The organism is Micromonospora sp. AP08 (assembly GCF_008085935.1).
Lineage (GTDB): Bacteria > Actinomycetota > Actinomycetes > Mycobacteriales > Micromonosporaceae > Micromonospora > Micromonospora chersina.
In genome coordinates this window covers 165,641-189,482 of the sequence record NZ_VSEZ01000002.1, presented here as the reverse complement: position 1 = coordinate 189,482, position 23,842 = coordinate 165,641, and the positions used below count along the sequence as shown (strand labels likewise).

At 72.6% G+C, this 23,842-nt stretch carries 29 protein-coding genes and 1 pseudogene; 15 read left to right on the top strand and 15 right to left on the bottom strand.

Annotation, left to right across the window (positions count from 1 at the left end; all coding sequences use genetic code 11):
- Positions 1–32: 32 nt before the first annotated feature.
- The 3 genes from FXF50_RS04230 (at position 33) to FXF50_RS04220 (ending at position 2,278) form a co-directional block, all read left to right on the top strand.
- Positions 33–992 (top strand): ketopantoate reductase family protein, encoded by a 960-nt coding sequence (locus FXF50_RS04230; protein ID WP_148425887.1) that lies wholly within the window; start codon positions 33–35, stop codon positions 990–992.
- Positions 993–1,003: 11 nt separating this feature from the next.
- Positions 1,004–1,345, top strand: a complete 342-nt coding sequence (locus tag FXF50_RS04225; protein WP_255509883.1) for a MarR family transcriptional regulator — start codon at positions 1,004–1,006, stop codon at positions 1,343–1,345.
- Between the two features lie 138 nt (positions 1,346–1,483).
- Positions 1,484–2,278, top strand: coding sequence for a trypsin-like serine protease (locus FXF50_RS04220; protein ID WP_148425886.1), 795 nt, complete (start codon positions 1,484–1,486; stop codon positions 2,276–2,278).
- Between the two features lie 71 nt (positions 2,279–2,349).
- Here the strand turns inward: FXF50_RS04220 and FXF50_RS04215 are convergent, their stop codons facing one another.
- The 5 genes from FXF50_RS04215 to FXF50_RS04195 form a co-directional block, all read right to left on the bottom strand.
- The gene (locus FXF50_RS04215) at positions 2,350–2,634 is read right to left on the bottom strand and encodes a hypothetical protein (RefSeq protein ID WP_148425885.1); all 285 of its coding nucleotides are present in this window, start codon (positions 2,632–2,634) and stop codon (positions 2,350–2,352) included.
- A gap of 32 nt (positions 2,635–2,666) precedes the next feature.
- Positions 2,667–3,539: a class I SAM-dependent methyltransferase gene (locus FXF50_RS04210; protein WP_148425884.1), complete on the bottom strand. Its 873-nt coding sequence runs from the start codon at positions 3,537–3,539 to the stop codon at positions 2,667–2,669.
- 5 nt (positions 3,540–3,544) lie between these two features.
- Positions 3,545–4,948: a Si-specific NAD(P)(+) transhydrogenase gene (sthA, locus tag FXF50_RS04205; RefSeq protein ID WP_148425883.1), complete on the bottom strand. Its 1,404-nt coding sequence runs from the start codon at positions 4,946–4,948 to the stop codon at positions 3,545–3,547.
- A gap of 52 nt (positions 4,949–5,000) precedes the next feature.
- Positions 5,001–5,441, bottom strand: coding sequence for an MmcQ/YjbR family DNA-binding protein (locus FXF50_RS04200; RefSeq protein WP_148425882.1), 441 nt, complete (start codon positions 5,439–5,441; stop codon positions 5,001–5,003).
- A gap of 97 nt (positions 5,442–5,538) precedes the next feature.
- Positions 5,539–6,252 (bottom strand): hypothetical protein, encoded by a 714-nt coding sequence (locus FXF50_RS04195; RefSeq protein ID WP_148425881.1) that lies wholly within the window; start codon positions 6,250–6,252, stop codon positions 5,539–5,541.
- 73 nt (positions 6,253–6,325) lie between these two features.
- On the opposite strand from FXF50_RS04195, the gene FXF50_RS04190 reads away from it, so the two are divergent.
- The 4 genes from FXF50_RS04190 to FXF50_RS04175 all read left to right on the top strand — a co-directional run bounded on the left by FXF50_RS04190 (position 6,326) and on the right by FXF50_RS04175 (position 8,511).
- Positions 6,326–7,153, top strand: a complete 828-nt coding sequence (locus tag FXF50_RS04190; protein ID WP_148425880.1) for a PIG-L family deacetylase — start codon at positions 6,326–6,328, stop codon at positions 7,151–7,153.
- Positions 7,154–7,272: 119 nt separating this feature from the next.
- Entirely contained in the window at positions 7,273–7,716 is a 444-nt protein-coding gene (locus tag FXF50_RS04185) for a phage holin family protein (protein WP_148425879.1), read from the top strand.
- Positions 7,717–7,740: 24 nt separating this feature from the next.
- Positions 7,741–8,175 (top strand): ChaB family protein, encoded by a 435-nt coding sequence (locus tag FXF50_RS04180; RefSeq protein ID WP_255509882.1) that lies wholly within the window; start codon positions 7,741–7,743, stop codon positions 8,173–8,175.
- Positions 8,176–8,208: 33 nt separating this feature from the next.
- Positions 8,209–8,511 (top strand): GNAT family N-acetyltransferase, encoded by a 303-nt coding sequence (locus FXF50_RS04175; protein ID WP_148425878.1) that lies wholly within the window; start codon positions 8,209–8,211, stop codon positions 8,509–8,511.
- Positions 8,512–8,533: 22 nt separating this feature from the next.
- On the opposite strand, the gene FXF50_RS04170 is transcribed toward FXF50_RS04175, so the two are convergent.
- Positions 8,534–8,767, bottom strand: a complete 234-nt coding sequence (locus tag FXF50_RS04170; RefSeq protein ID WP_187399502.1) for a hypothetical protein — start codon at positions 8,765–8,767, stop codon at positions 8,534–8,536.
- Between FXF50_RS04170 and FXF50_RS04165 the strand changes: the two are divergent.
- Together FXF50_RS04165 and FXF50_RS04160 are read left to right on the top strand one after the other, a co-directional pair.
- A pseudogene (locus FXF50_RS04165) lies at positions 8,768–8,938 on the top strand (transcriptional regulator); the annotation flags it as partial.
- 37 nt (positions 8,939–8,975) lie between these two features.
- A complete protein-coding gene (locus FXF50_RS04160) occupies positions 8,976–9,470 on the top strand; it encodes a hypothetical protein (RefSeq protein ID WP_148425877.1) in 495 nt (164 codons plus the stop codon).
- Positions 9,471–9,487: 17 nt separating this feature from the next.
- Here FXF50_RS04160 and FXF50_RS04155 read toward each other — a convergent pair whose 3' ends face one another.
- Positions 9,488–9,979: an aldo/keto reductase gene (locus FXF50_RS04155; RefSeq protein ID WP_255509881.1), complete on the bottom strand. Its 492-nt coding sequence runs from the start codon at positions 9,977–9,979 to the stop codon at positions 9,488–9,490.
- Positions 9,980–10,066: 87 nt separating this feature from the next.
- Between FXF50_RS04155 and FXF50_RS04150 the strand changes: the two genes are divergently transcribed.
- A complete protein-coding gene (locus FXF50_RS04150; RefSeq protein ID WP_255509879.1) occupies positions 10,067–10,486 on the top strand; it encodes an OsmC family protein in 420 nt (139 codons plus the stop codon).
- A gap of 21 nt (positions 10,487–10,507) precedes the next feature.
- Here the strand turns inward: FXF50_RS04150 and rph are convergent, their stop codons facing one another.
- Both rph and FXF50_RS04140 read right to left on the bottom strand, forming a co-directional pair.
- On the bottom strand, positions 10,508–13,105 hold the full coding sequence (gene rph, locus FXF50_RS04145; RefSeq protein WP_148425876.1) for a rifamycin-inactivating phosphotransferase: 2,598 nt from the start codon (positions 13,103–13,105) through the stop codon (positions 10,508–10,510).
- A 426-nt stretch (positions 13,106–13,531) separates the two neighbouring features.
- Positions 13,532–14,188: a DNA alkylation repair protein gene (locus FXF50_RS04140; protein ID WP_148426266.1), complete on the bottom strand. Its 657-nt coding sequence runs from the start codon at positions 14,186–14,188 to the stop codon at positions 13,532–13,534.
- A 178-nt stretch (positions 14,189–14,366) separates the two neighbouring features.
- On the opposite strand from FXF50_RS04140, the gene FXF50_RS04135 reads away from it, so the two are divergent.
- Positions 14,367–14,894 carry a hypothetical protein gene (locus FXF50_RS04135; protein WP_148425875.1) on the top strand — a complete coding sequence of 176 codons (528 nt, stop codon included), beginning with the start codon at positions 14,367–14,369 and terminating at the stop codon, positions 14,892–14,894.
- Between the two features lie 25 nt (positions 14,895–14,919).
- On the opposite strand, the gene FXF50_RS04130 is transcribed toward FXF50_RS04135, so the two are convergent.
- Together FXF50_RS04130 and FXF50_RS04125 are read right to left on the bottom strand one after the other, a co-directional pair.
- The gene (locus tag FXF50_RS04130; RefSeq protein WP_148425874.1) at positions 14,920–16,200 is read right to left on the bottom strand and encodes a D-alanyl-D-alanine carboxypeptidase family protein; all 1,281 of its coding nucleotides are present in this window, start codon (positions 16,198–16,200) and stop codon (positions 14,920–14,922) included.
- 129 nt (positions 16,201–16,329) lie between these two features.
- Entirely contained in the window at positions 16,330–16,632 is a 303-nt protein-coding gene (locus tag FXF50_RS04125; RefSeq protein ID WP_148425873.1) for a helix-turn-helix transcriptional regulator, read from the bottom strand.
- Positions 16,633–16,698: 66 nt separating this feature from the next.
- On the opposite strand from FXF50_RS04125, the gene map reads away from it, so the two are divergent.
- Entirely contained in the window at positions 16,699–17,463 is a 765-nt protein-coding gene (gene map, locus FXF50_RS04120; RefSeq protein ID WP_148425872.1) for a type I methionyl aminopeptidase, read from the top strand.
- Here map and FXF50_RS04115 read toward each other — a convergent pair.
- From FXF50_RS04115 to FXF50_RS04105, 3 genes are read right to left on the bottom strand one after another with little or no spacing between them, the layout of a single operon-like run.
- Positions 17,460–18,170, bottom strand: coding sequence for a DNA alkylation repair protein (locus tag FXF50_RS04115; protein WP_148425871.1), 711 nt, complete (start codon positions 18,168–18,170; stop codon positions 17,460–17,462). The two genes, map and FXF50_RS04115, sit on opposite strands and share 4 nt — an antisense overlap.
- A 21-nt stretch (positions 18,171–18,191) precedes the next feature.
- Positions 18,192–18,854 carry a response regulator transcription factor gene (locus FXF50_RS04110; RefSeq protein ID WP_148425870.1) on the bottom strand — a complete coding sequence of 221 codons (663 nt, stop codon included), beginning with the start codon at positions 18,852–18,854 and terminating at the stop codon, positions 18,192–18,194.
- A 1-nt stretch (position 18,855) separates the two neighbouring features.
- Positions 18,856–20,031, bottom strand: coding sequence for a sensor histidine kinase (locus tag FXF50_RS04105; RefSeq protein WP_255509877.1), 1,176 nt, complete (start codon positions 20,029–20,031; stop codon positions 18,856–18,858).
- A 143-nt stretch (positions 20,032–20,174) separates the two neighbouring features.
- Between FXF50_RS04105 and FXF50_RS04100 the strand changes: the two genes are divergently transcribed.
- The 3 genes from FXF50_RS04100 to FXF50_RS04090 are packed head-to-tail and all read left to right on the top strand — an operon-like array spanning position 20,175 to position 23,365.
- Positions 20,175–21,164, top strand: a complete 990-nt coding sequence (locus FXF50_RS04100; protein ID WP_148425868.1) for a carboxymuconolactone decarboxylase family protein — start codon at positions 20,175–20,177, stop codon at positions 21,162–21,164.
- Between the two features lie 9 nt (positions 21,165–21,173).
- The gene (locus tag FXF50_RS04095; RefSeq protein WP_148425867.1) at positions 21,174–21,626 is read left to right on the top strand and encodes a DUF6220 domain-containing protein; all 453 of its coding nucleotides are present in this window, start codon (positions 21,174–21,176) and stop codon (positions 21,624–21,626) included.
- Complete coding sequence (locus tag FXF50_RS04090; protein WP_148425866.1) at positions 21,623–23,365, top strand: multicopper oxidase family protein; 1,743 nt, start codon at positions 21,623–21,625, stop codon at positions 23,363–23,365. Before FXF50_RS04095 ends, FXF50_RS04090 begins: the two co-directional genes overlap by 4 nt.
- 6 nt (positions 23,366–23,371) lie before the next feature.
- Here the strand turns inward: FXF50_RS04090 and FXF50_RS04085 are convergent, their stop codons facing one another.
- The gene (locus tag FXF50_RS04085; RefSeq protein WP_148425865.1) at positions 23,372–23,839 is read right to left on the bottom strand and encodes a hypothetical protein; all 468 of its coding nucleotides are present in this window, start codon (positions 23,837–23,839) and stop codon (positions 23,372–23,374) included.
- Between the last annotated feature and the right edge of the window lie 3 nt (positions 23,840–23,842).

Below are 23,842 nucleotides of genomic sequence, written 5' to 3'. Positions count from 1 at the left end.
CAACCACGAGACGCCGGAGGAGAGGCCCAGCAGTGAGGATTCTTGTCGTCGGGGCGGGAGCGACCGGAGGCTACTTCGGCGCCCGGCTCCAGCAGGCCGGCCGGGACGTCACCTTCCTCGTCCGGCCCAGGCGCGCCGACGTGCTCCGCGAGCGGGGGCTGCGGATCACCGGCCTGGGGACCGACACCGTGCTCACGCCACGGCTGCTCACCGCGGCCGACGTCGACGGGCACTACGACATCGTCCTCGTCTCGGTGAAGGCCACCGCGCTGCCGGCGGCGCTCGACGACGTGTCCGCCGCGGTCGGTCCGCGTACCACGGTGATCCCGTTCCTGAACGGCATGGCGCACATGGACGCGCTGAACGACCGGTTCGGTGAGGACGCCGTGCTCGGCGGGGTGGTCCGCGTCCTCACCACGCTCGACGCCGAGGGTGACATCGTCCGGCTGGGCGCCCTGGCCGAGATCGTCATCGGCGAACAGCAGGGCGGCACGTCGCAGCGCGTCGCGCGGATCGCCGAGGTGCTGTCCGGCGCCGGCTTCGACCTGTCCGTCTCGCCGGACATCTGTGCCGCCATGTGGCACAAGTGGGTCTTCATCAGCACGCTCGGCGCCCTCAACACCCTGGTACGCGGCTCGGTGGGCGACGCCATGGCGGTCCCCGGAGGCGACCGCCTCGGCCCGCAGATCGCCGCCGAGGCCGCGGCCGTCGCCGCGGCGGCCGGGTATCCGGTGCCGAGGCAGACGCTCGACACCGTCCGGGCCTTCACGACCCGGCCCGGCTCGGCCGACACCGCGTCGCTCTACCGGGACCTGGTCGCCGGGCAGCCGACCGAGGCCGAGCAGATCTTCGGCGACCTCACGGCGCGGGCCCGCGCGCGCGGCGTACCCACACCTCTGCTGGACGCCACGACGGTGGCTCTGCGCGTGCACGAGCAGCACCTCGCACGCCGGGCCATCGTCGAGACCGTGGCCTCCCCGTCGGCACGCTGACTCCAGCGGCCGTGGCGGTCACCCAACAGGTGGGCGCTCTCGACGACCAGTACATGTCCCGCGACCGGCCCCTCGCCCAGGCGCGGCTGCTGTGGGAGATCGGCCCCGACGGCGCCGAGGTCGCTGCCCTGCGGGCCCGGCTCGGGCTGGACTCCGGGTACCTCAGCCGGCTCCTGCGCACCCTGGAGGGCGACGGGCTCGTGCGGGTCGGCGCGGCCGACCCGGCCGGCGGCGACGGACGGGTACGCGTCGCCACGCTGACCGCGACCGGACGGTCGGAGTGGGCCGAGCTGGACGAGCGCTCCGACGACCTGGCCCGATCCATCCGCACCACTGGTTCGAGAAGCGCCTGACGCCCTGACGGGTTGTGCATACCGGGGCGATACGACCCGAAGAGTATGGCCAACAGATCTATTGATATCAATATGCTGTCCGCAATCTCGAATCAGGTGCGCTCCCCGAGGCGCACCGGTCCTGATGCGGAGGAACTCATGGTTCGCTGGCGCACCCTCACCGGCCTGCTGGCCACCGCGTTGGCCGCGGTGACCGCGGGCAGCCTCACTCTCGCCGCACCCGCCGTCGCCGATCCCGGTCCGATCACGCCGAACGTCGTCGGCGGCACCCGCGCCGCGCAAGGCGAGTTCCCGTTCATGGTGCGGCTCTCGATGGGCTGCGGCGGCGCGTTGTACAGCCCCCGCCTGGTGCTCACCGCCGCGCACTGCGTCGGCCGTACGGGCACCAACACCAGCATCACGGCGACCCTGGGCGTGGCCGACCTCCAGTCGTCCAGCCGGATCACGGTCCGCTCGAACTACGTCTACCGGGCGCCGGGCTACAACGGCAGCGGCAAGGACTGGGCGCTGATCCGGCTGGCCACCCCGGTCACCAGCCTGAGCACCCTGAAGATCGCCAACACCACCGCCTACGACAACGGCACGTTCACGATCGCCGGCTGGGGCGCGGCGACCGAAGGGGGCGGGCAGCAGCGGTACCTGCTCAAGGCGACCGTGCCGTTCGTCAGCGACGCCACCTGCAGCGCCAACTACGGCGGCGACATCATCCCCGCCGAGGAGATCTGCGCCGGCTACGCCAGCGGCGGCGTGGACACCTGCCAGGGTGACTCGGGTGGTCCGATGTTCCGCCGTGACGCCAGCAACGCCTGGATCCAGGTCGGCATCGTCAGCTGGGGCAACGGGTGTGCTCGTCCCAACTACCCCGGTGTCTACACCCAGGTCAGCTACTTCGCATCGGCCATCGCCTCGGCCGCGGCGAGCCTCGGCGGCTGACGGTACGACCTGACGGGCGGCCCGGCGTACGACCAACCGGGCCGCCCGTTCCCGTGCTCCAGGGGCTCGGCTCAGGCGTAGAGCGGGCTGCCGGTCTCCAGCAGCGACTTCAGGTCGCTGAGGATCTCGGCCCAGCCGCCACCGGCGCCCTCGACCTCGCCGGCGACCTGCGCCAGGGTCTGCGGCGCGCCCTCCAGCTCGCCGGTCACCGTCAGCGACGTGACGCCGTTGCCCCGCTCCGCGATCTCGCGGCCCGGTGATCGCGTCCCAGGTCGCCTGCGGGGTGGCCTTGATGTAGACGCCGGCACCGGGTTGAGGAAGTGCAGCTTCTCCCGGCCCTGCCGCCTGGTGACCACAGGTGATGGCGGTGGCGGACCGCCGCCGGCGGTCAGGGGCGGTCGGCGACCATCACCCGGCTGTGGCGCAGCGACGTGCCGCGGCGGACCGGGAGAGCCAGGGCCCGCGCGGTGTCGAGCAGGTCCTCGTCGCGGGTCACGGTCCAGCCGTGACGGGTGAGCAGGGTGGCCATGGCGGTGGAGGTCCAGGTCGAGCGCCACGGCTCGTTCGCCCAGACGCTCGACCCGCCGGTGGACGCCGTGAGCAGCCGGGCCACGACGCGGCCCAGCGCCGTCGAGGCGGCGGGGCTCTGGAAGTTGACGACCAGGCGGCTGCCCGGCGCCGAGCAGGTGGCGAGTTCCGCCGCCGTGGCGGCCACCTCCGCCCGGGTCAGGTACGGCACGACGCCCTCCCAGACCCAGGTCGTGGCGAGGGAGGCGCGGTGCCCGTGGGCCGCCAGCGTCGCGGCCAGCCGGTCACGGCCGAAGTCCACCGGCACGAACCGGGGCGGCGTGCCGGACAACCCCGCGGCGCGCTCGCGCTTGTCCTGCTGGGTGGCCGGCTGGTCGACCTCGAAGACCGCCACCCCGGCGAGTTCCGGCATCCGCCAGGCGCGGCCGTCCAGCCCCGCGCCGAGAATCACCAGCTGCGGGGACGGGTGGGCGCGGATCGCGTCGTCGATGGCGATCGTCCGGGGCGCCATGAGCTCGGCGGCGGCGCGTACGGTCTCGTAGTCGACCCGCTGCCGCCACGCCCGGGGTGGCACATGGTCGCGTACCCACTGGACGGCCTCCCGCTCGTCCGGCCGCAGCAGGGTCAGGGCGGTGGGGTCCGCGAAGCGGCCGGGGGCGATCAGGGCATCCGCGGCGGCGCGACCCTGGCACACCAGCACCGCGGTGCGGCTCGCCCGCGGAGTTCCCGGCATCGCCGTCAACCGTCGATCCGGGTGATGTTTCGGATCTTGTTGGCGGCGTCCAGGGCGGCCACCTTGTACGCCTCGGCCAGCGTGGGATAGTTGAACACCGCGTCCACCAGGTAGTCGACGGTGCCGCCGCAGCCCATCACCGCCTGCCCGACGTGGACGATCTCGGTGGCGCCGGTCCCGAACACGTGCACGCCGAGCAGCCGGCCGTCGTCCGGCGAGACGAGCAACTTCAACATGCCGTACGAGTCACCGACGATCTGGCCCCGGGCCAGCTCCCGGTAGCGGGCGATGCCCACCTCGAACGGGGTCGAGCTGTCGGTCAGCTCCTCCTCGGTCTTCCCGACGAAGCTGATCTCCGGGATCGTGTAGATGCCGATCGGCTGCAACTCGGGCATCGCGCGGACCGGTTCGCCGCAGGCGTGCTGCGCGGCCAGGCGGCCCTGCTCCATCGAGGTGGACGCCAGCGCCGGGAAGCCGATCACGTCGCCGACGGCGTAGATGTTGTCGACCGCGGTGCGGTAGGTGCCGTCGACCTGGATCCGGCCCCGGTCGTCCGCCGCCAGGCCGGCCGCCTCCAGCGCCAGGTCGTCGGTCTGGCCCTGGCGGCCGGCCGAGTACATGACCGTGTCGGCGACGATCCTCTTGCCACTGCGCAGGATGCACAGCGCGGCGGTCCGGTGCTTCTCCACGGCGGCGACCTCCTCGCCGAAGCGGAAGGTCACCGACAGGTCCCGCAGGTGGTACTTGAGGGACTCGACGATCTCCTCGTCGCAGAAGTCGAGCATCCGGTCGCGGCGTTCCACCACGGTCACCTTGGTGCCGAGGGCGGCGAACAGGGACGCGTACTCCATGCCGATGACGCCGGCGCCCACCACGACCATGCTGCGGGGCACGGCCTGGAGGTTGATGACGCCGTCGGAGTCCACGATGGTCCGGTCGTCGAAGTCGACGCTGTCCGGGCGGGCCGGCCGGGTGCCGGCGGCGATGACGATCTTGTCGAAGGTGACGCGGGACTCGCGGCCGGAGCCGCCGTCGACCCAGACCGCGTGCGCGTCGGCGAACCGCCCGGTGCCGGTGATCATGGCGACCCGGTTGCGGGCCAACTGGTTGCGGATCACGTCCGTCTGGCGGCTGATCACGTGCTGGGTCCGGGCGGCCAGGTCGCTGACCGTGATCTCCTCCTTGACCCGGTAGCTGCTGCCGTAGAGGTCCCGCTGGCTCAGGCCGGTCAGGTAGAGGACGGCCTCGCGCAGCGTCTTGGACGGGACGGTGCCGGTGTTGATGCACACCCCACCGATCATGTCGCGGCGGTCCACGATGCCGACCCGTCGGCCGAGCTTGGCCGCGGCGATCGCGGCCTTCTGACCGCTCGGTCCGGAGCCCAGCACCAGCAGGTCGTAGTCGTACACAACCGTCAGCGTGGCAGCATGTCCGGGCGCCCGCCAGAGGTGATCCGACGCGTCAGTGCGGCGCGGGCCCGGCCGGCGGAGGCCCGGACGGCCGGTCGACCAGCGCTGCCAGCTTCTTCGGGGCCAGAACGCAGTAGCTCTCGGTGAGCAGTTCGCCGACCTCGGCCCAGTCGACCCCGTCGTCGAGCACCATGACGACGACGTCGGCGCCCCAGTCGGCCTTGTAGAACGGGTGGCCGCCGGCGAGCAGCCCGGCGATCTCGTCGCCGGGGGAGCGGAAGGTCAGCACGCAGATCGGCTCGTCGCTGGCGACGGCCCGGGCATAGGCGGCCTGGTGGTCGGGGTCGACGGTGAGCACGTGGGCGAAGGTCCGCTTGCGGATCCGCCACCGGGTGCCCACCCAGGCCGGCTCCTCGTAGGCGTCCGGCAACCCGAGGCAGGCGGGCCGGAGCCGATCGAGGATCTCGGGTGGGACGTCGCCACGATCGGTCACGCCGGGGACGGTACGCAGCCCCTCCGACAGTTCCGCGCTCGTCCTGCGCACGTACGACCACTCACGCGGATGACGCCGGCCTCCCGCGGCGGCGGCCTCAGGCCAGGAGTGTCTCGCGCATCCTCGCGCCCGGATTGATGAGGCCGACCACCCGAGGGCCCGCCGGGTCGTACACGCCGAGGGTGTTGTTGCGGCGCATCAGCTCGCGGACCGCCGGCGGCAGCCGGGGCGGGTCGTCCATGGCCGCGAGGACCTGCCCGGCGGTCGAGATCAGACGATCGGCCAGCGCGGCCGCGTCGGTGTCCACTCGCACCCGGCCGTACTCCCAGCCGGCGGTGGTGAGGTCGAGCAGCTCGAACACGTGGGTCAGCAGCGGGTTGGGGTCGGTCACCCGGTCGAGCCGGGGCGCCCCGCCGCCGACCACCGCGACGGCGGCGGCGACCTGCGCGTACGGGTGGAAGCCGCTCGGCAGCGCGAACAGCGGCCAGCGCAGCATCGCGCCGGCCTCCTTCCACAGCGGCCGGTAGTTCCCACGGTGGACCAGGAGCCGCCGGCCCGTCCGCCGGTGTACCTCGTGGGCCTGGGCCCGCAGGTCGGCGTGCGCCTCCTCGGCGGCCTCACTCACGATCCGGGCCGCCACCACCAGTCCGTCGTCGTCGGCCAGCAGCCGGCTGACCGCCTCGACCTGGTCGGGAAACCGGATCTGGGCGCGGGCGCCGTACCGGTGCTGGACGTCCCGCAGCAGCGCCTGCTGCCGCGCCGGATCGAGCTGGACCCGCCTGCCACCCAGCAACTGCCGGAGCCAACGCATCTCGCCTCGTTTCAGCAGCGGTCGCGGACCGCGGCAATGCTAGTGCGTCGGGTGTCTCTCGTATGGTGTTGGGGTGGCTGAGCGATCTCTGACCCTGATGGCGGTGCACGCGCACCCCGACGACGAGGCGACGAGCACCGGTGGCGTCCTCGCCCGCTACGCGGCGGAGGGCATCACGACAGTGCTCGTGACCTGCACGGACGGGCGGTGCGGCGACGGGCCCGGCGGGGTGAAGCCGGGCGACCCGGGGCACGACCCGGAGGCCGTGGTGGCGATGCGCGCGGACGAGTTGACGGCCAGTTGCGAGGCGTTGAAGGTCACGCACGTGGAGACGCTCGGCTATGCCGACTCCGGGATGATGGGCTGGGCGACAAACGACCTGCCCGGCGCGTTCTGGAACACGCCGGTGGCGGAGGCCGCCGACCGGCTGGCCGAGCTGATCCGGCGCTACCGCCCCGACGTCGTGGTCACCTACGACGAGAACGGCTTCTACGGCCACCCGGACCACATCCAGGCGCACCGCATCACGATGGCCGCCGTCGAGCGGACGGGTATCCCCGCGAAGGTCTACTGGACCACGGTCCCGCGCAGCGCATTCCAGGAGTTCGGCCGCGTCATGAAGGAGATCGGCGTCGAGTTTCCCGAGCCGGACGGGTCGGACGAGATGCCGCAGCTCGGCCTGCCCGACGAGGAGATCACCACCTGGGTGGACACGAGCGCCTACGGCGGGCAGAAGTTCGAATCCCTGGCGGCGCACGCCAGCCAGGCCGAGAACATCTTCTTCCTGCAACTGGGTCAGGACCGGTTCACCGAACTGATGGGCGTGGAGACCTTCGTCCGGGTCCGCGACACCACCGACGCGCCGACGCCCGAGGACGACCTGTTCGCCGGACTGCGCTGACCGGCACCGCTCACGCGCGACCGCCTGCCTGACGACCGAGGAAACGCCTCCCCTCCGGTGTGTTGCCCGGCCACCCGGGTACCCGCAGGGCCCGGGAACCAGCTCAGGGGGAGGCACGCATGAGCGACGCGATCGGGCGTCCGGGCCGGAACGGGCACAGCGGCAGCCCGACCGACCGTCTGGCGCAGGACGTCGCGGACGTCGTCCGCGAGGAGGTCCGCGCCGTCCGAGGCCAACTCACCGAGGCGGCCCGCCCGGCCGGGCTCGGGATCGTGCTGCTGGCCACCGCCGGCGGCTGCCTGGTCCTCGGCGCCGGCGCGGCCTCCACCACGGTCCTGCGCCTGCTGGAGACGTTCCTGCCGCGCCGGCTGGCCGCCGCCGGCCTCACCGCCGGCTACCTGGCCGCCGCCGTCGTCCTCGGTGGGATGGGGCTGGAGCAGCTGCGCGCGGCAGGGGGCGGCTCCGCCCGACTCGCCGACGAGGTGCGGGACATGGTGTCGGCGACCGCCTCCCGGGTCGTCCCGGCCGGCACCGACGCCGCACGTGACGAGCTGGGCCGGTAACGGGGACCGGACGGGAGGGATCTCATGCCGGACAAGCACGAGCAGGCGGAGCAGATGCGCGACGACGTGCCGTCTACCGTCGCCCGCTCCGACGACAAGGCGGTCCGCACGTACAAGAAGACGCTGGAGTCGGCGGAGGAGACCTACGGCGACGGCGAGCGGGCGCACCGCACGGCGTACGCGTCGTTGAAGCACACCCACGAGAAGGTCGGCGACCACTGGGAGCCCAAGGAGCACAGGGGGCCGTCGGATCCGCAGGCGGCCCTGGGCACCCCGGCCTCCCGCGACCGGCGCCGCCCGACCGCCCAGGGGGTCGACGCCAACGCCAGCACGGGGCACCTCGAGGACGTGGCGCGCCGGGTGGGCGTCGACGACCCGCAGAACCTGAACCGGGACGAGCTGGTCCGCGCCATCGAGAAGGCCAACGCCCGGCTCACCGCCCGCGCCCGGCGGAGGTGAAACGCCGAGCGCAGGGCATGGTTGGATGGGCGAATGGGTTTCACGGTGGTGGACGTGCCGGAGCGGGAGCGGTTCGAGGCGCGGGACGAGGCGGGCGCCACGGCCGGCGTCGTGACGTACCAGCTGACCGGCAACATCATCGCCTACACCCACACCGAGGTCGCCCCGGAATTCGAGGGACGCGGCGTCGGCTCGACGCTGGCCCGCGCGGTGATGGACCACGCGCGGGCGAACCGGCGGACCGTGGTGCCCATCTGCCCCTTCCTGAGCGGCTGGCTGGAGAAGCATCCCGAGTACGACGGCATCGTGGCCCGATCGACCCGCAAGCTCAAATAGCTCCCGGCGCCTCCACCCGGGGTCAGCCGATCAGGGGTCGGCTGACGACGCTGTCGGTGCGGCCGCTCAGCTCCCGGTCCAGGGTCTCCTGCGCGTCGCGCATCGCCTCGGCGTACCGCGGCTCGGCGAGCCGGCGCATCCCCACCTCGGGTGCGACATCCTCGACCACCGCACTGATCCACCAGATGGTGCCAAACGAGTCGCGCACCCGGCCGCCCCGCCGACCGAAGGCGTGGGTGGCCGGTGCGGTGATCACGCGGCCATGCCGCCGCTGCTGCTGGAGGACGACGAGGCGGTCGCCGTCGCCATCGGGCTGCGTACCGCCGCGGCGCAGCCGGTGGCCGGGGTGGACGAGGCGGCGGTGCGGGCGTTGGGCAAGCTGCTTCAGGTCCTGCCGGCCCGGCTGCGACGCCGGGTCGACGCGCTGTCGTGACCGTGCAGCTTCCGCGGTGGATCTTCGGGCGATGTCGTACGCCCGTGGTGGAGTGCTCGCCATGGGCGTGCTGTACGACTACTTCCGGGCCGCGGACGACGCTGCCGCCGTCCGGCTGATGGACGAACTCGACGGTGGGCCGGTCGCGGTCAGCGGCGACGGCGGGGCTGTCGACGCGATCGACCTCAAGGGCATCGACCCCGCGGTGATTCTCGGCCAGCTCGTGAGCCTCGTCCGAGGTGTCGACTGGGAGGTGGACACGATCGTCTCCGGCCTGCTGTGGAGCGGGGACGAGCAGGAAGGCCCCTGGCTGATGTCCATCGACTGCGCCACGCGGGACACTCTCGCCTCGATCGACGACGCGCAGGTGCGTGAGCTGTCGGCACGGTGGGGGCGGATCGAGGAGTTGGCGTGGGGAGGCCCGCCGGCCGACGACGAGATGCGGCCGGTCATCGAGCAGATCGCCGCCCTTGCCCGACGTGCGCGAAATGCGGGCGACAACCTCTACTGCTGGTGCTGCCTCTGACTGGACGTGGCGACCGATCACCGGCGGCGCAGCGCCGGGTCGAGCAGGGCGGGTGGGGTGTCGTGCTTCTCGTCCGGGGCGAGGTCGACGCCGGGCGCCACGATCGCGTCCAGCACGTCGGTGGAGAGCACGGTGTCCGCGGCGGCGAGCTGCGAGCGAAGGTGCTCCGCCGTGCGGGGGCCGATGATGGCGCTGGTGACGCCCGGGTGCGCGGTGACGAATCCGAGTGCGAGCTGGATCATGCTGAGCCCGGCCTCGTCGGCCACCATGGCGAGCTGCTCCACGGCCTCCAGCTTGGCCAGGTTGGCCAAAACGCTGATGTCGTAGCGCTGCCGCATGAAGCCCGAACGGCTCGTGGTGATCTCCCGTCCGGCACGGATCACGCCGGACAGCCAGCCCGAGGCCAGCGGGCTCCAGGCGAGCACCCCCATGCCGTACTCCTGCGTCACGGGCAGCACGTGGGTCTCGATGCCGCGTTGCAGGATCGAGTAGCTGGGCTGCTCGGTCACGTAACGGCTCAGCCGGCCGGGCCGATGGCTCGGGGACCTGCCGGCCTCGGTAGCTTCCCTGTCATGAGTGAGGACACCTTCCGCTCGGTGGAGATCGAGCGCACCAGTGCGGGGAACTACGTCGCACGCAACGTCCGCGGCGGATCGCTGCCGATGGGCACGGGCGAGGACGCCGCCTTCACGCCGGTGGAGCTCCTTCTGGCTGCCATCGGCGGCTGCACCGCCATCGACGTGGATTACATCACCAGCCGCCGCGCCGAGCCCACCCGGTTCGCCGTCCAGGTCACCGGCGACAAGATCCGGGACGAGGCCGGCGGAAACCGGATGCAGCACCTCAAGGTCGAGTTCACCATGACGTTCCCGGCGGGCGCCGACGGCGACAAGGCACGCGAGGCGCTGCCCCGATCGTTGCGGCAGTCGCACGACCGGCTGTGCACCGTCTCCCGTACCGTCGAACTCGGCACTCCCGTCACGATCGTCGACGCTGCCGGTTCCACCGGGGACTGAGGGCTGGAACGTGATGGGCGGTCAGGGCAGGATCTCGACGTACCCGTCGGTTCCGTGCACGCGAATGCGCTGACCGTCCTGGATGAGCCTGGTCGCACCCTCCACACCGACGACAGCGGGCAGGCCGTACTCCCGGGCGATCACCGCCCCGTGGGTCATGAGGCCGCCCACCTCCGTCACCAGTCCCTCGACCGCCACGAACAGGGGTGACCAGCTCGGGTCGGTGTAGGGGGTGACCAGGATGTCGCCCGGTCCGAGATCGGCCTCGGCCAGGTCCAGGATGACGCGAGCCCGACCCTCGACGATCCCGCCCGAGACCGGCAGGCCGACCAGCGCGCCGGCCGGCACCCCGTCGCGTCGGTACGCTCCGGCGATGCCCTCACCTTCGGAGGTGAGCACCCGGGGTGGGGTGAGCGTCTGATACCACCGGAACTCGTCCTTCCGCCGCCGGATGAGCTGATGATCCGCCTGGTGCGTGCGGACGACGTCGTGGAGCTCGGCGAACGTGAGGTAGAAGATGTCCTCCTTCGCACCGAGCACGCCGGCCCGCACGAGGCGCTCGGCCTCCTCCAGCAGGGCCCGCTTGTAGACGAAGTAGCGGCTGATGATGGCGTACTTCGGATACTCCCGGTACCCGATGAAGGTGCGGACCCGGTCGATCATCCGCTTGGTCTCGTCGGCCTTGCGCTGCCCGTCCGGCAGGGCACGCAGCCGCTCCAGGACGTCCTGTTCCTTCTTCGCCGCCTCCTGGCGCCCCTGCTCGAAGCGCCGCCTGCTCTCGCCCGGCTCGAAGTTCCTGACGTTGTCGAGGATGACGGGCACGAGCGTGCTGGGGCGCTCGCTCCAGCGGGGCCTCGTGATGTCGATCTCGCCGACGCAGCGCATGCCGTACCTGTCGAGGTAGGCCCCGATGGCGTCGCGCGCTTCCGGGCCGCCCGGGAGCTTGGCCAGCTCGTCGAGGAAGCTCTCGTCCTCGACCTCCTGCAGGAAGGCCACCACCTCCGGATAGGGGCGGACGACGTCGGCGACGTCCAGGAGCGCCAGCCCCATCTCGGAGGTGATGTTGTGGGGCGCGGACAACGTGAGCGTGTCCGCCGCGTTCTTCTCGCCCAGCCACGCCTCCAACTGGTCGTTGAGCCACCACGTGGCGTCCATCCCCGCCATGATCGCCTGCATGCTCCGCGGATCGCTCAGGAGCCGTTTCTGTTCCGCGAAGGCCGCCAGGAGGAAGTCGAACAGCGCAGGCCCGGACTTCGTCCCAATGTCGCGCCGCAAGGCGGCGACGGCCGCCTCGCTGCGTGCGATCAGGTCGGCCACGATGGCCGGATCGGTCTCGATGGGGGCGGGCGTGCCGCCGGCCGGCAGTCTCGGGGGAGCCTGATCGGGCAGCGACGGGATGAAGTCGCCGCGGTCGATGACGGTCTCCAGCGCGTCCCTGGTCAGCGGATCACCCCTCCCGGCCATCTCCAGGAAACCGTCGCGGTTCGCTGGCGAGGCCAGATGCCGGGTGACGTCGACGAACAGCCTGCCGCCGGCCTCGTGCATCGGCGCCATGGCCGTCATCTTCCACATGGACAGCCCCAGGGGCTTCATGGCGTCCGTCATCATCTGCTGGTGACCGACGGAGAGGTAGACGTGGTTCTCTCCGTCGTCGGCCTCGGGGATCGGGAACAGCGTGGTGATCGGGCGGCTCTGGACGACCTGGAAGCCGTCGTCGACAAGGCACCATTCGATGTCCTGCGGGTGGCCGAAGTGCGCCTCGATCCGCCGGCCCAACTGCACCAGCCGCACGACCTGCGCGTCCGTCAGCGCCGGCTGGTCCTGCCGCTCCGGCGCGATCGTCTCTTCCTGCGTCCCGCCGGCCGGCACGGCGTGGACGGCGAGCCGCTTGGTGGCGATCGCCCTGTCGATGATCTCACCGTCCCGGACCCGGTAGGCGTCCGCGTTCACCAGCCCGGAGACCAGGGCCTCACCGAGGCCGAAGCTGGCCTCCGCGGACGCGACCTTCCGGTTGGACGTCACGGGGTCGGCCGTGAACAGGACGCCGGCCGCCTGCGGGAAGACCATCTTCTGCACGACGACGGCCATGCGGACCGTGCGGTGGTCGATGCCGTTGCGCTGGCGGTAGGTCACGGCCCGCTCGGTGAACAGCGAGGCCCAGCAGCGGCTGACGTGCCGGAGGATCGCCGCCGCCCCGATGACGTTCAGGTACGTGTCCTGCTGGCCCGCGAACGAGGCCGTCGGCAGGTCCTCGGCCGTCGCGCTGGACCGGACGGCGTACGCGGCCTCCGCACCGAGTTCCGTGACAGCCCGGGTGATCGCCGCCGCCACGTCGTGGGGGAGGGGCGTCCCTTCGATGGTCCGGCGGATGTCCGCACTGAGCGTACTGATCGCCTCCCGGTCGTCCGGGTTCAGGCGCGACAGCTGATCGAGCCGGTCGTCGATCGACGGGGCGTCGGCCAGGACCCGGCGGAAGGCGTCCGTCGTCACGCAGAAACCGGCCGGCACACGGAGGCCGTCGATCCGCGCCAACGCGCCGAGGTGCGCGCCCTTGCCACCGACGATCGCCACCCGCGTCTCGTCGACCTCCTGGAGGCCCAACACGTACCGCTCGCTCATTTCCCGCCCCATTTCTTCGCCCGTTCCCGGGTCCGGCCGACGATTCTGCGTCACGACCCGGGTCTTGCGGCAAGGCCCCCGGTGCGATATACGTTAAAGTGGGAGCGATTTCTTGTCGTTGTATCCCTGCCGTGGGCCGAAACCGTTTCTCCTCAAAAGCGGAAGTGGCACATTCGGCTTTCCGCGGCGCACCACCGCCTGTCTGTCAGTCGTAGAGCTCGGGCCGCCACAGAGTCTCTGCGCTACGATCCCGCGCCGGTGGAGCCTGGAACAGGGGATGGTCACGTAGCCGGCGAGATCGTTTCCTGGTGAGACGGCGCGGAAGTCGCCGGATACCCGCCGGGAGGCGGATGCAGATCCAGAGCAGGGCCAGCGACGCCGCAAGGTTGAGCAGGCCGATACACAGGAGGCCGGCGAGCACAGTGGTCATGCGCCGTCCTGGCGGTCCTGCCGGCGGCGCACCGTTTCGGTGATCCAGGTGGGCGCGTACGGAGAGGTGCAGCCCGGGGAGGTCGGGTAGTCCTTGAGCACCGCCAGGCGCTCGCCGATGTCGATCGCGCGGGCGCGGTGCTCGGCGTGGTCGATCCCGATCTGCGCCAGGCAGTTGTTCATGGCCCACTGCAGGCGGTCCGGGGCGTCCTTCATCTCCGCCTCGATGACGTCGAGCAGCCCGGCGAGGTCGAGGCCCTCGGGCTTCCTCGCCACGCGTTCGGTGGTCAGCGCCCAACCGGCGCTCGCCACCATCGGGTCAGGGTCGGCGGACCAGGCCAGGCGCAGCTCCTCGGCGTGCGGGTTCTTCTTCACCACGTTGTTCACGAGCCAGTCGTGCACCTTGGGCGTGCGCGCCTCACGCAGCATGACGTTCAGCTCGTCCCGCTCGAACGCCTTCGGGCGGCAGACCAGGATCGCCAGCAGTCTCGCCGCCGTGTCACCCGTCTGCCAGAGCTGGCCCGCCAGGTCCTGCTGCGTCTTCAGCCGCTTCGCGAGCGCGCGAAGCTTGCCGAGGTTCACGCCGTGGTCGTCACCGTGTCTCTCGTTCACCTGGCGCGCCTTCGGGTCCTCCAGCGCGGCCAGTTCGGCCATCACCTCGGCCAGCCTGGTGTCGGCCACCTCAACCTCCGCCCGTCGCGTGCGAGACGCAGCCTACGACGGAAACCGGCCCGACACGCGCGGCCGTATTGACACCCTCACCGAGCGCGAGCAGATTCCCGGTGAACCCGGCCGGTCGCGGCCGGGGCGTCCACGCGGAAGGACGATCGCCATGCACAGGATCAGGTTCACCGGCCGGGCCCGGATCGCCTCGGCGGTGGCGCTGCTCGCGCCGTCGCTCGTGCTCGTGGCGGGACCGACACCGGCGTACGCCGCGGAGACGACCACCCGGATCCTCCGGGCCCCGCTGGACCTCTCCGTCGTCCTGCCCTGCGCCAACGGCGGGCTCGGCGAGGTCGTGAACTTCGACGGCACGTTCTCCGAGGTGTACCACGTGACCGTCGACGAGACCGGCGGCTTCCACGTGCACATCGTCGAGACCCAGTCGAGTGTCCACGGCGTCGGTGCCACGACCGGCGACCGGTACGTCAGCACCCGGGTCAACCTCTTCGCCTACAACCAGGGCTCCGGCGGGCTGCCGATCACCTCCACCCAGCAACTGGTGTTCCGGATCGTGGGGCCGGGGCCGGGCAAGGACGCCTCGCTCCGGATCACGAACCACACCACCCTGAACGCCGACGGCACCGTGACGGTCGCCTTCGACACGTACGCGGCGGAGTGTGAGCCCACCGCGCCCTGACCCGCCGGGCGCGGCTCCCGCCGGGTCAGCGGTGCCGTCGGATGCGGTCCCAGGTGCTGGGGGCTTCGAGCCGTACCCCCGATCGGAGCGGGGTTGTGACGGGCCTGCCGCCGCCGGCGACGGCGGTGACGCGGCCGTGTTCGGCGCCGGCGGGCAGTTCGGCCGGCACGGCCGGGATGTCGGTGTCCAGCTTGACGGGAAGGCCGGGCCAGCCGACCACGGCGAGGTCGTTCGCGGCGTGGATCGTGGTCTCGGCGCCGAGTGGCCCGCGTACGGTGGCGACCGGGTCGCCGGCCCGGACGACCGGGTGCAGCGTGATCGCGGAGGTGGTGGTGCGGATCAGCGAGCGGGTCACCCGGAAGACCCGCTCCAACTGGACGGGGGTGTCCGCGCCGGGCTGCCCGAGGACGGCGCCGACGACGGTGATCTTCCGGCCGCCGACGGTGACGACGAACGCGAAGGACAGGCACCCGCCGGCCTCGTCGGTGGACCCGGTCTTGATGCCCACGACGCCGTTGCGGCCGACGAGCGAGTTGTAGTTCTTGACCTCGCCGGCGACGGGCAGGGTGGCCGTCTTCTGGGCCACGATCTCCGCGAACGCGGGCAGGGCCATCGCCTTGCGGGCGAGGGTCACCTGGTCGGCGGCGGTGCTGACGGTCGCCGGGCTGAGCCCGGACGGGTCGGTGTAGTGGGTGTTCCGCATGCCGAACTCGGCGGCCGTGTCGTTCATCTTGTCGACGAACGCGTCGATGCTGCCGGCGTCCCAGGCGGCGAGGATCCGCGCCATGTTGTTCGCCGACGGCAGCAGCACCGCCTGCAGGGCCTGACGCTCGGTGAAGACCGCGCCCGCGGCGACGCGGATGAGCGACTCGCCGCGCGCGAGTTCGCCCGGGTAGGCGGCGGCCTGCGCCGCGCTGACGGTCAGCTTCGGTCCGTGCTCGCCCCGGTCCAGGGGGTGCTCGGTCAGGATGACGTAGGCCGTCATCACCTTGGCCACGCTGCCGATGGGCAACGGCCGGCTGCCGCCCGAGGCGCCGATGGATCCGACGCCCTCCACGTAGAGTGCGGCCTGCCCGGACTGCGGCCACGGCAGCGCCGGCGCCTTGCCGGGGATGACGGTCGAGGCGGGCAGCGTCCGCGTGACGGTCGGCGCGGGCAGCGGGTGGCGCAGCGGTGCGACCGCCACCAGCGCGGCGGCGAGCAGGAGCAGGGTCATCAGGATGCCGATCAGCGCCGGGAGGCGCCGCCGGCGGCGTGGCGGTGGCGGGACCCGCGGGATCACCTGGGTCGTCGCAGAGTCGGGCATGCTGATGTCTCCCCGTGTTGCGCCGCGCGGCCCGGCAGGCGCCGGCGTGGTGATCTCGGTATCACCGGTGCGGTCACCCGGTCAAGGCGGTGCCGGCGTCGTAGCGCCACGTGCGGCCGGGGGAGAGACCTACGAGGCCAGCCGCTCGCCCGCGTGGCGACCTGAGCCGGCGAGCCCGACCCGGCCGTCCGACGGGTTGATCTCGGCCCACACAGCGTCGAGGGAGAGGCCGAGAACATCGGCGATCGCGGCGATGGTCGGGAAGGCAGGCGTGGCCACGCGACCGGACTCGATCTTCCGGAGGGTCTCCGGTGAGACACCCGCGTCCAGCGCGGTGTGGAGCATCGACCTCTCCCCGCGGGCGCGCCGCAGGAGGGCGCCGAGGCGCTGCCCGCGCTCGACCTCCGCGGGAGTGAGCGGCAACCTGACCATGACGCCGATTCTAGTACCGGGATAGTATGGCCGGGATACTTATTGGTCGCACGAGTGAGGCGCCGCATGATCGAGATCCTGGACCCCACCGAACTGCCCCGAGCCAGGGAGGCCGGCGCCCTGGTCGCCCAGATCCTGCGGACGCTGCGGAGTCGCTGCGAGGTGGGCACGAACCTCCGGGACATCGACCGGTGGGCCCAGGCCATGATCACCGAGGCCGGAGCGCAGTCCTGCTACGTCGACTACGAGCCGTCCTTCGGGCGCGGGCCGTTCGGCCACTACATCTGCACGTCGGTCAACGACGCGGTGCTCCACGGGCGGCCGTACGACTACACACTCGCCGACGGCGACCTGCTGTCGCTCGACCTCGCCGTCTCCCACGGCGGAGTCGTCGCGGACTCCGCCGTCAGTTTCATCGTGGGCGACGCGAAGCCCGCGGAGAGCGTGGCGCTGATCAGCGCGACCGAGCGGGCGCTGGCGGCGGGGATCGCCGCGGCCGGGCCGGGAGCGCGCATCGGCGACATCTCCCACGCCATCGGCTCGGTCCTCCGTGCGGCGGGATACTCGGTCAACACCGAGTTCGGCGGTCACGGCGTCGGATCGACGATGCACCAGGACCCGCACGTCCCCAACACGGGGCGGCCCGGCCGCGGCTACCCGCTGCGCCCCGGGCTGCTGCTGGCGCTGGAGCCGTGGGTCATGGCGGACACCGCCGAACTCGTCACCGACGCCGACGGCTGGACGCTGCGCAGCGCGACGGGCTGCCGGACGGCGCACAGCGAGCACACGATCGCCATCACCGCCGACGGCGCCGAGGTGCTCACCCGCTAAACGGCGCCGGACAGGTACTCGCCACGTCGCCGCGGGTCGAACTTCTCGATCGCGTACCGCAGCATGACCCGGGGCATCGCCCGGTAACGGGAGGCCAGGAACTCCTCCTCGGCCGCCCGGTCGCGGTTGCCCACCTCGCGCAGCATCCAGCCCACCGCCTTGTGGACGAGGTCGTGCGGGTCGCGCAGGAGCCGATCAGCGAGGCGGAAGGTCCAGTCGAAGTCGCCGGCCCGGATGAAGGCGAACGTCGCCATGACGGCGATGCGCCGGTCCCACACCAGGCTCGACCCGGCCAACCGGTCCAGGACGCTGCGGTCCTTGTCGAGCAGCCAGGGGCCGAGGATGTACGGGGCGGAGGAGTCCACCAGGTCCCAGTTGTCGATGTGGCGGGTGTGGGAACGGACGATGTCGACGATCCGGCCGCGTTCCGTCTCGTCCGCCTCGGCGAACTTGCGCACCAGGACGAACAGCGACGTGAGGCGCTCCTCGTGCACGCCGCCGGTCAGCAGATCGGCCGTCTCGGCCAGGGAAAGGTCGCGCCAGTACCGGGCGGCCACCCGGCGCTGGTCCGGCACGCAGACACCGATGGCCGTGTCGCCCTCGCCGTAGCCGCCGGGGACCATCTGCAGGAACCGGCTCGACGCCTCCGCCCGGCGCGGGTCGGCGAGGCGGGCGAGTTCCTGTCGCACGTCGGCGCTCGTGGCCATGACTGTGCAACCTACCGGCTGTCACCGGCGGCGCGGCGTGATCAACCCCGCCTCGTACGCCCACACGACCAGTTGGGCGCGGTCGCGGCAGTGCAGCTTCGTCATGGCCCGGTTGACGTGGGTCTTGGCGGTCAACGGACTGATCACCATGCGTTCGGCGATCTCGTCGTTGCCCAGCCCCCGGGCCACCAGCTCCACGATCTCCCGTTCGCGGGCGGTCAGCACGTCGCGCCCGGCTGCCGGGTCGGCCGGTGGGGAGGCGGCGACGAACTCGCTGATGAGCGTGCGGGTGACCGCGGGGGCGAGCAGCGCGTCCCCGCGGGCCACGACGGCGATGGCCTGGAGCAGGTCGGCGGGGTCGGCGTCCTTGAGGAGGAACCCGCTGGCGCCCGCGCGGAGGGCGGCGAAGACGTAGGAGTCGAGCCCGTAGTTGGTGAGGATGAGGACGCGGACCGCCGTGAGGTCGGGATCGGCGGCGAGGCGTCGGGTGGCTTCGATGCCGTCGAGTCCCGGCATCTGCACGTCCATCAGCACGACGTCCGGCCGCAGGCGTCGGGACAGCTGGACGGCCGACGCGCCGTCGGTGGCCTCCCCGACGACCTCCAGGCCGTCCTCGGCGTCGAGCAGGGCCCGGAATCCGGCCCGCATGAGCGCCTGGTCGTCGGCGAGCAGGACCCGGATCATGTCAGCCATGATCCGTGGCGGGCTGGGCGGGTAGGACGGCCCGCGGCGTGCCGGCTGTGTCCAGCGGGAAGGTGGCCCGTACCGCGAACCCGCCGCCGTCGCGGGCGGCGGCCTGGAGCGAGCCGCCCAGTCCGGTGACCCGTTCCCGCATGCCGCGCAGGCCCACACCCGGTGTCACCGGCCGGGCCGGCGACGCCTGTCCGTCGTCGGTCACCGAGACGGTCAGCCGCGCCGGGGCGTACTCGACGTGGACCCGGGCGGTGGCGGGGCCGGCGTGGCGGGCCACGTTGGTCAGGGCCTCCTGGACGACGCGGTATCCGGCCTGGTCGACCTCGGCGGGCAGGTCCCGGGGCTCACCGGTGACGGTCACCTGCACCGGGACGCCGGCCGCCCGGGTCCGCTGGGCGAGTTCGTCCACCCGGGCCAGCCCGACGGGGTCCTCGTCGGAGGGTGCGCGCAGGACGTCCAGCGTGGCGCGCAGTTCCCGCATCGCGGCGGCGCTGGCCTCCTGGATCGCCAGCAGCGTGGCCGACGGTTCCTCGCCGTGCTTGCGGGCCAGGTGCACCGCGATCCCGGTCTGCACCTTGATCACCGAGATGTTGTGGGTCAGCGAGTCGTGCAGGTCGCGGGCGATGCGCAGGCGCTCCTCGCCGGCGCGGCGCAACGCCACCTCCTCCCGGGTGCGTTCCGCCTCGATCGCGCGCTGCTCGACCTGCTCCAGGTATGCCCGGTGCTGCCGCGCGACGAGCCCGGCCACGTTGGCCGCCACGAACCAGCCCAGCAGCAGGGCGGTCCGCTCGGCGATCTGCTGGCCGGGCCGGCCGGCGGGCGCGACGGAGACGTCACGGGCCAGGAATCCGCCGAGGAAGACGAGGCTGGCCAGCACGGCGGCCGACCGGTGCCCGCGCCAGGCGGCGAGGTAGACCGCGCCGAGGACCGGGAACGCGGCGGACACCCCGCTGTGGACGCGCACGTGCAAGGCCAGCATGGCGACGGTCACCACGACCAGCGCCACCACCGGATACCGCCGGCACACCGTCAGGGCCGCCGCCATGACCAGGACCAGGGCGACGTCGACCACCCGTACCGGGGCGGCGTCCGGTGCGAGCGCGGCGTTGCCCAGCAGGAGGCCGCCGAGAGCGAGGCCACCGAGGGCGTACGGCAGATCACGGCGCATGGCCGAACTGTAGAACGGCCGTCGCGGGCGGAGCATCCCCCGCCCGTGGTAGGTGGGCGTACCGCGGACGCGGTATCGGCGGCCGGTCAGATGCCTGCGGCGGCACGACGCTTTCCCGGCCCGCCGCCGCGAGCATCGAGCCCATGACATACCGCTTCTTCACCCCCGCGAGGGCATCGGCCGCGACCGGTCTCACCGCCGACGTCTACCGGCAGCTGCGGGACGACTTCCTCGGCCCGGTGCCCACCTTCCAGGCGCTCTCGGCCGTGCCGGAGCTCATGGCCGCGACCTGGGCGCTGATGCGCGAGGCCCTGCTCGCCGGGGACGCGTCCCGGGTCGACCGCGAGCTCGTGGCGTCGGCGGTGTCCCGCGCCAACCGCTGCCGGTTCTGCGTCGACGCCCACGTGATGCTGCTGCACGCCCTGAGCGAGCACGCGCTGGCCGAGGTCATCGCCCGGGGCGGGACGCCGCCGGAGCCGCGGCAGGCCGAGCTGGTCGCCTGGGCCGAGGCCAGCCGCAGCCCCGCGGCCGCCGCCTGGACCGGCCGTTACCAACCCGAGGTCACCGGCACCCTGCTCGCCTTCCACTTCATCAACCGGATCGTGTCGGCGTTGCTCGACCCGGATCTGCTGCCCGGCGGCCTGCAACGCTCCCCGGTGGTGCGGTCGGTCGGGGGCCGGCTCTACGCCCGGACGGCCCGGGAGCAGAAGGAGCCCGGCCGCAGCCTCCCGCTCCTCGACGCCGGCACGACGGCCCCGCCGGCCTGGGCGGGGGACCGGCCGGTGGGCGTCGCGTACGCGTCGTTGCGGGCCGCCGCCCTGCGCGGCGGCGACCTCCTGGGGGACGTCGCCCGCCGAACCGTCGAGGCGACCGTGCGCTGGGAGGACGGACAGTTCCCGGCCCGGCCCGCGGACTGGGCCCTCGACCTCGTCCGGGACGTGCCCGGCACGGACCGCGTCGGGACCCGCATCGCGCTGCTGGCGGCGTTCGCACCCAGCGCGATCAGCGCGGGCGACGTCGCCCTCTGGCGGCTCTCCCACCCGGACGACGCCGACCTCGTGCGGCTGGTCGCCTACGGCGCCATCACGGCCACCGACCACGTCGCCCGGGCACTGTCCGCGGCTCACCTCTAAGAGGTCACCATGCGCAAGCTCTTCGTCGTCGTCAGCGCCCTGTCGCTCGCCGCGTTCGCCCTGCAGTTCGTCTTCGCCGCCGTGGGCGCGTTCACGAAACCCGCGGGCGACGGCGCCTACGCCCTGCACAGCGTCACCGGGATGGCCGTCATCCCCGTACTCACCCTGCTCACCGTCCTGTTCGCCGCGCTGGCCAAAGCGCCGGGCCGGCTCATCGGCCTGGCGGCCCTGCCGCTCGGCCTCGTCGTCGTGCAGGCGCTCCTGGCCGCGCTCGCCATCGGGTCCACCGACGCCGCGGGCGCCAGCACACCGTTCGGCCTGACCATCGCCGGACTGCACGCGGTCAACGGCATCGTCGCCGTGCACGTCGTGGTCAACGTCCTCAGGGGAGCACGGCAGCTGGCCCGCCCGGAACCGGTCGCGACCACGCCGGTGGCCGTCCGGGAGGGGGAGCCGGCATGAGCACCGGCTCGCTGCTCGCGGCCGACCTGGTGATCGCGGTCCTCGCGGCCGCCGCGTGGCTGGGCGGCGGCGCCGCGTCGGCCGCCCGCCGCCGTCCGCTCGCACGATGGCTGGCCGCCGTCGCGCTGCTCGCCACCCTCGCCCGCGCCGTCACGATCGCCGCGCTCGCCCGCGCCGGCTGGTGGTTCGCGGCGGAGAAGGTGCTCATCGCCGCGCCGCTCTCGCTCGCGGCGGTGCTCGTCGCCGGGCCCCGGCTGCTGCGCGCCCGGGGCGACATCCGGTCCGTCGCGGTCCCGCTCCTCTTCGCCGGGTACGCCGACAGCGCCGCCCTGCTCGTGACGGTCCTGGACGGCTACCCGGCGTCGGCCGACGCGGGACTGCTCGCGGTCGCCGGGATCGTCGGGGCGACCGCGGTGTCATGGCGGCTGCTCGGCGCGCCCCCGTCCCCGACGGTCTCCCGGACGGCCCTCGCCGTGGCCGTCGCGGCGCTGCTGACCGGAACCGGGCTGGCCGCCGCCCCGGGCGCCGCTCCCGCCGTACCCCATGATCATGGGGCTGGGGACGCGCGGCCCGCCGGCGAAGCGACCAGGCGGTTCACCCTGACGGCCGCCACGGCGACGGTGCGGGTGAGCGGCCGCGACGTCGCGGCGTGGGCGTTCGACGGGCAGGTTCCCGGCCCGGAGTTGACCGCCACCGTCGGTGACGTCCTAGAGGTCAAGCTGCGCAACCGGGACATCGCGCGGGGCGTGACGCTGCACTGGCACGGCTACGACGTGCCGAACAGCCAGGACGGGGTGCCCGGCGTGACGCAGGCCGCGGTGCTGCCCGGACAGGAGTTCGTCTACCGGTTCCGCGCCGATCAGGCCGGCACCTACTGGTACCACACGCACGCGGTGTCGGACCTCGGCGTGCGGATGGGCCTCTACGGCGTCCTGGTCGTGCGCCCGGGCCCGGCTACCGGCGTTGACGTCACGGTGCCGGTGCACACCCTCACCGGCCTTCCGCTCCCCGCCCCGCGCGTGGAACCGGTGGCGGCGGGAACGCCCGTGCGGCTGCGCCTGATCAACACCGACAGCACGACACACCGGTACGCCCTGGCCGGCACTCCGTTCCGGGTCGCCGCGATCGACGGAGCCGACCTGCAGGACCCCACCTCTCTCGCGGAGAGCGCCGTGCTGATCCCCGCCGGGGGACGCTACGACCTGGTGTTCACCGCGCCCGCCACGCCGGTGGCGCTCTTCGTCGACGGGCGGGCCGTCTACTCCACCGGACCGGTGTCGACGGCGACCGGCGGGTGGCCCGTGCTCGACCCGCTCACCTACGGCACGGCTGCTCCGGTGCCGTGGTTCCGGTTCGACCGGGAGTTCACCCTGGTGCTCGACCGCGGCCTCGACCTGCACGGACTCCTTCCGCGATACGCCCACATCGTCAACGGCGCGGCCGACCCGGACATCCCGCCGCAGGTCGTCCGCCTCGGCGACGTCGTGAAGTTCACGATCGTGAACCGGTCGCAGACCGTGCACCCGTGGCACCTGCACGGCCATCACGTCCTGGTGCTGTCGCGCAACGGGGAACCGGCCACCGGAAGCCCACTGTGGCTGGACTCCTTCGACGTGCGGCCCGGCGACGTCTGGGAGGTGGCGTTCCGGGCCGACAACCCGGGGACGTGGGCCAACCACTGCCACAACCTGAAGCACGCCGACGCCGGGATGACGCTGCATTTGATGTACCGGGGCTGACCGGTTTCAGTCGAGGCGCAGGCTGACCAGCGTGCCGATCAGCTCCCGCTCGGCGTACTGGCGAGTGTCCCGGTCGGCGACCATGACCAGGTAGGCGTCCTGTCCGGTCGGGACCCCCCGGACGGAGAACCAGAATCGGCAGGTGCCGTCCGTGAGCGCCCGCCCGTCGGTCAGGCTCCCGGCGGCCATCCCGCCGGTGGTCATGATCAGCACCGGGGCGCCGTCCACGACGTCGGCACGGGTTCCGGTGCCGGCGCAACCGCCGCGGTCGTCCCTGGTGAAGGACGCGCCGTCGGCGAGCACCGCCGCGCCGGAGACCACGACCGTGGCGGTGGGCGGCAAGCTCGCCGCCGCGCGCGTGCGCGGTCCGTTGTTGTTGAGGAACATCGTGAGGGCCAGGGCGAGCCCCGCGGCGGCGCCGGCCCACATCCAGACCGGGCGCCGTGTGGTCGGCTCCGGATGCAACGGCTGCATGGC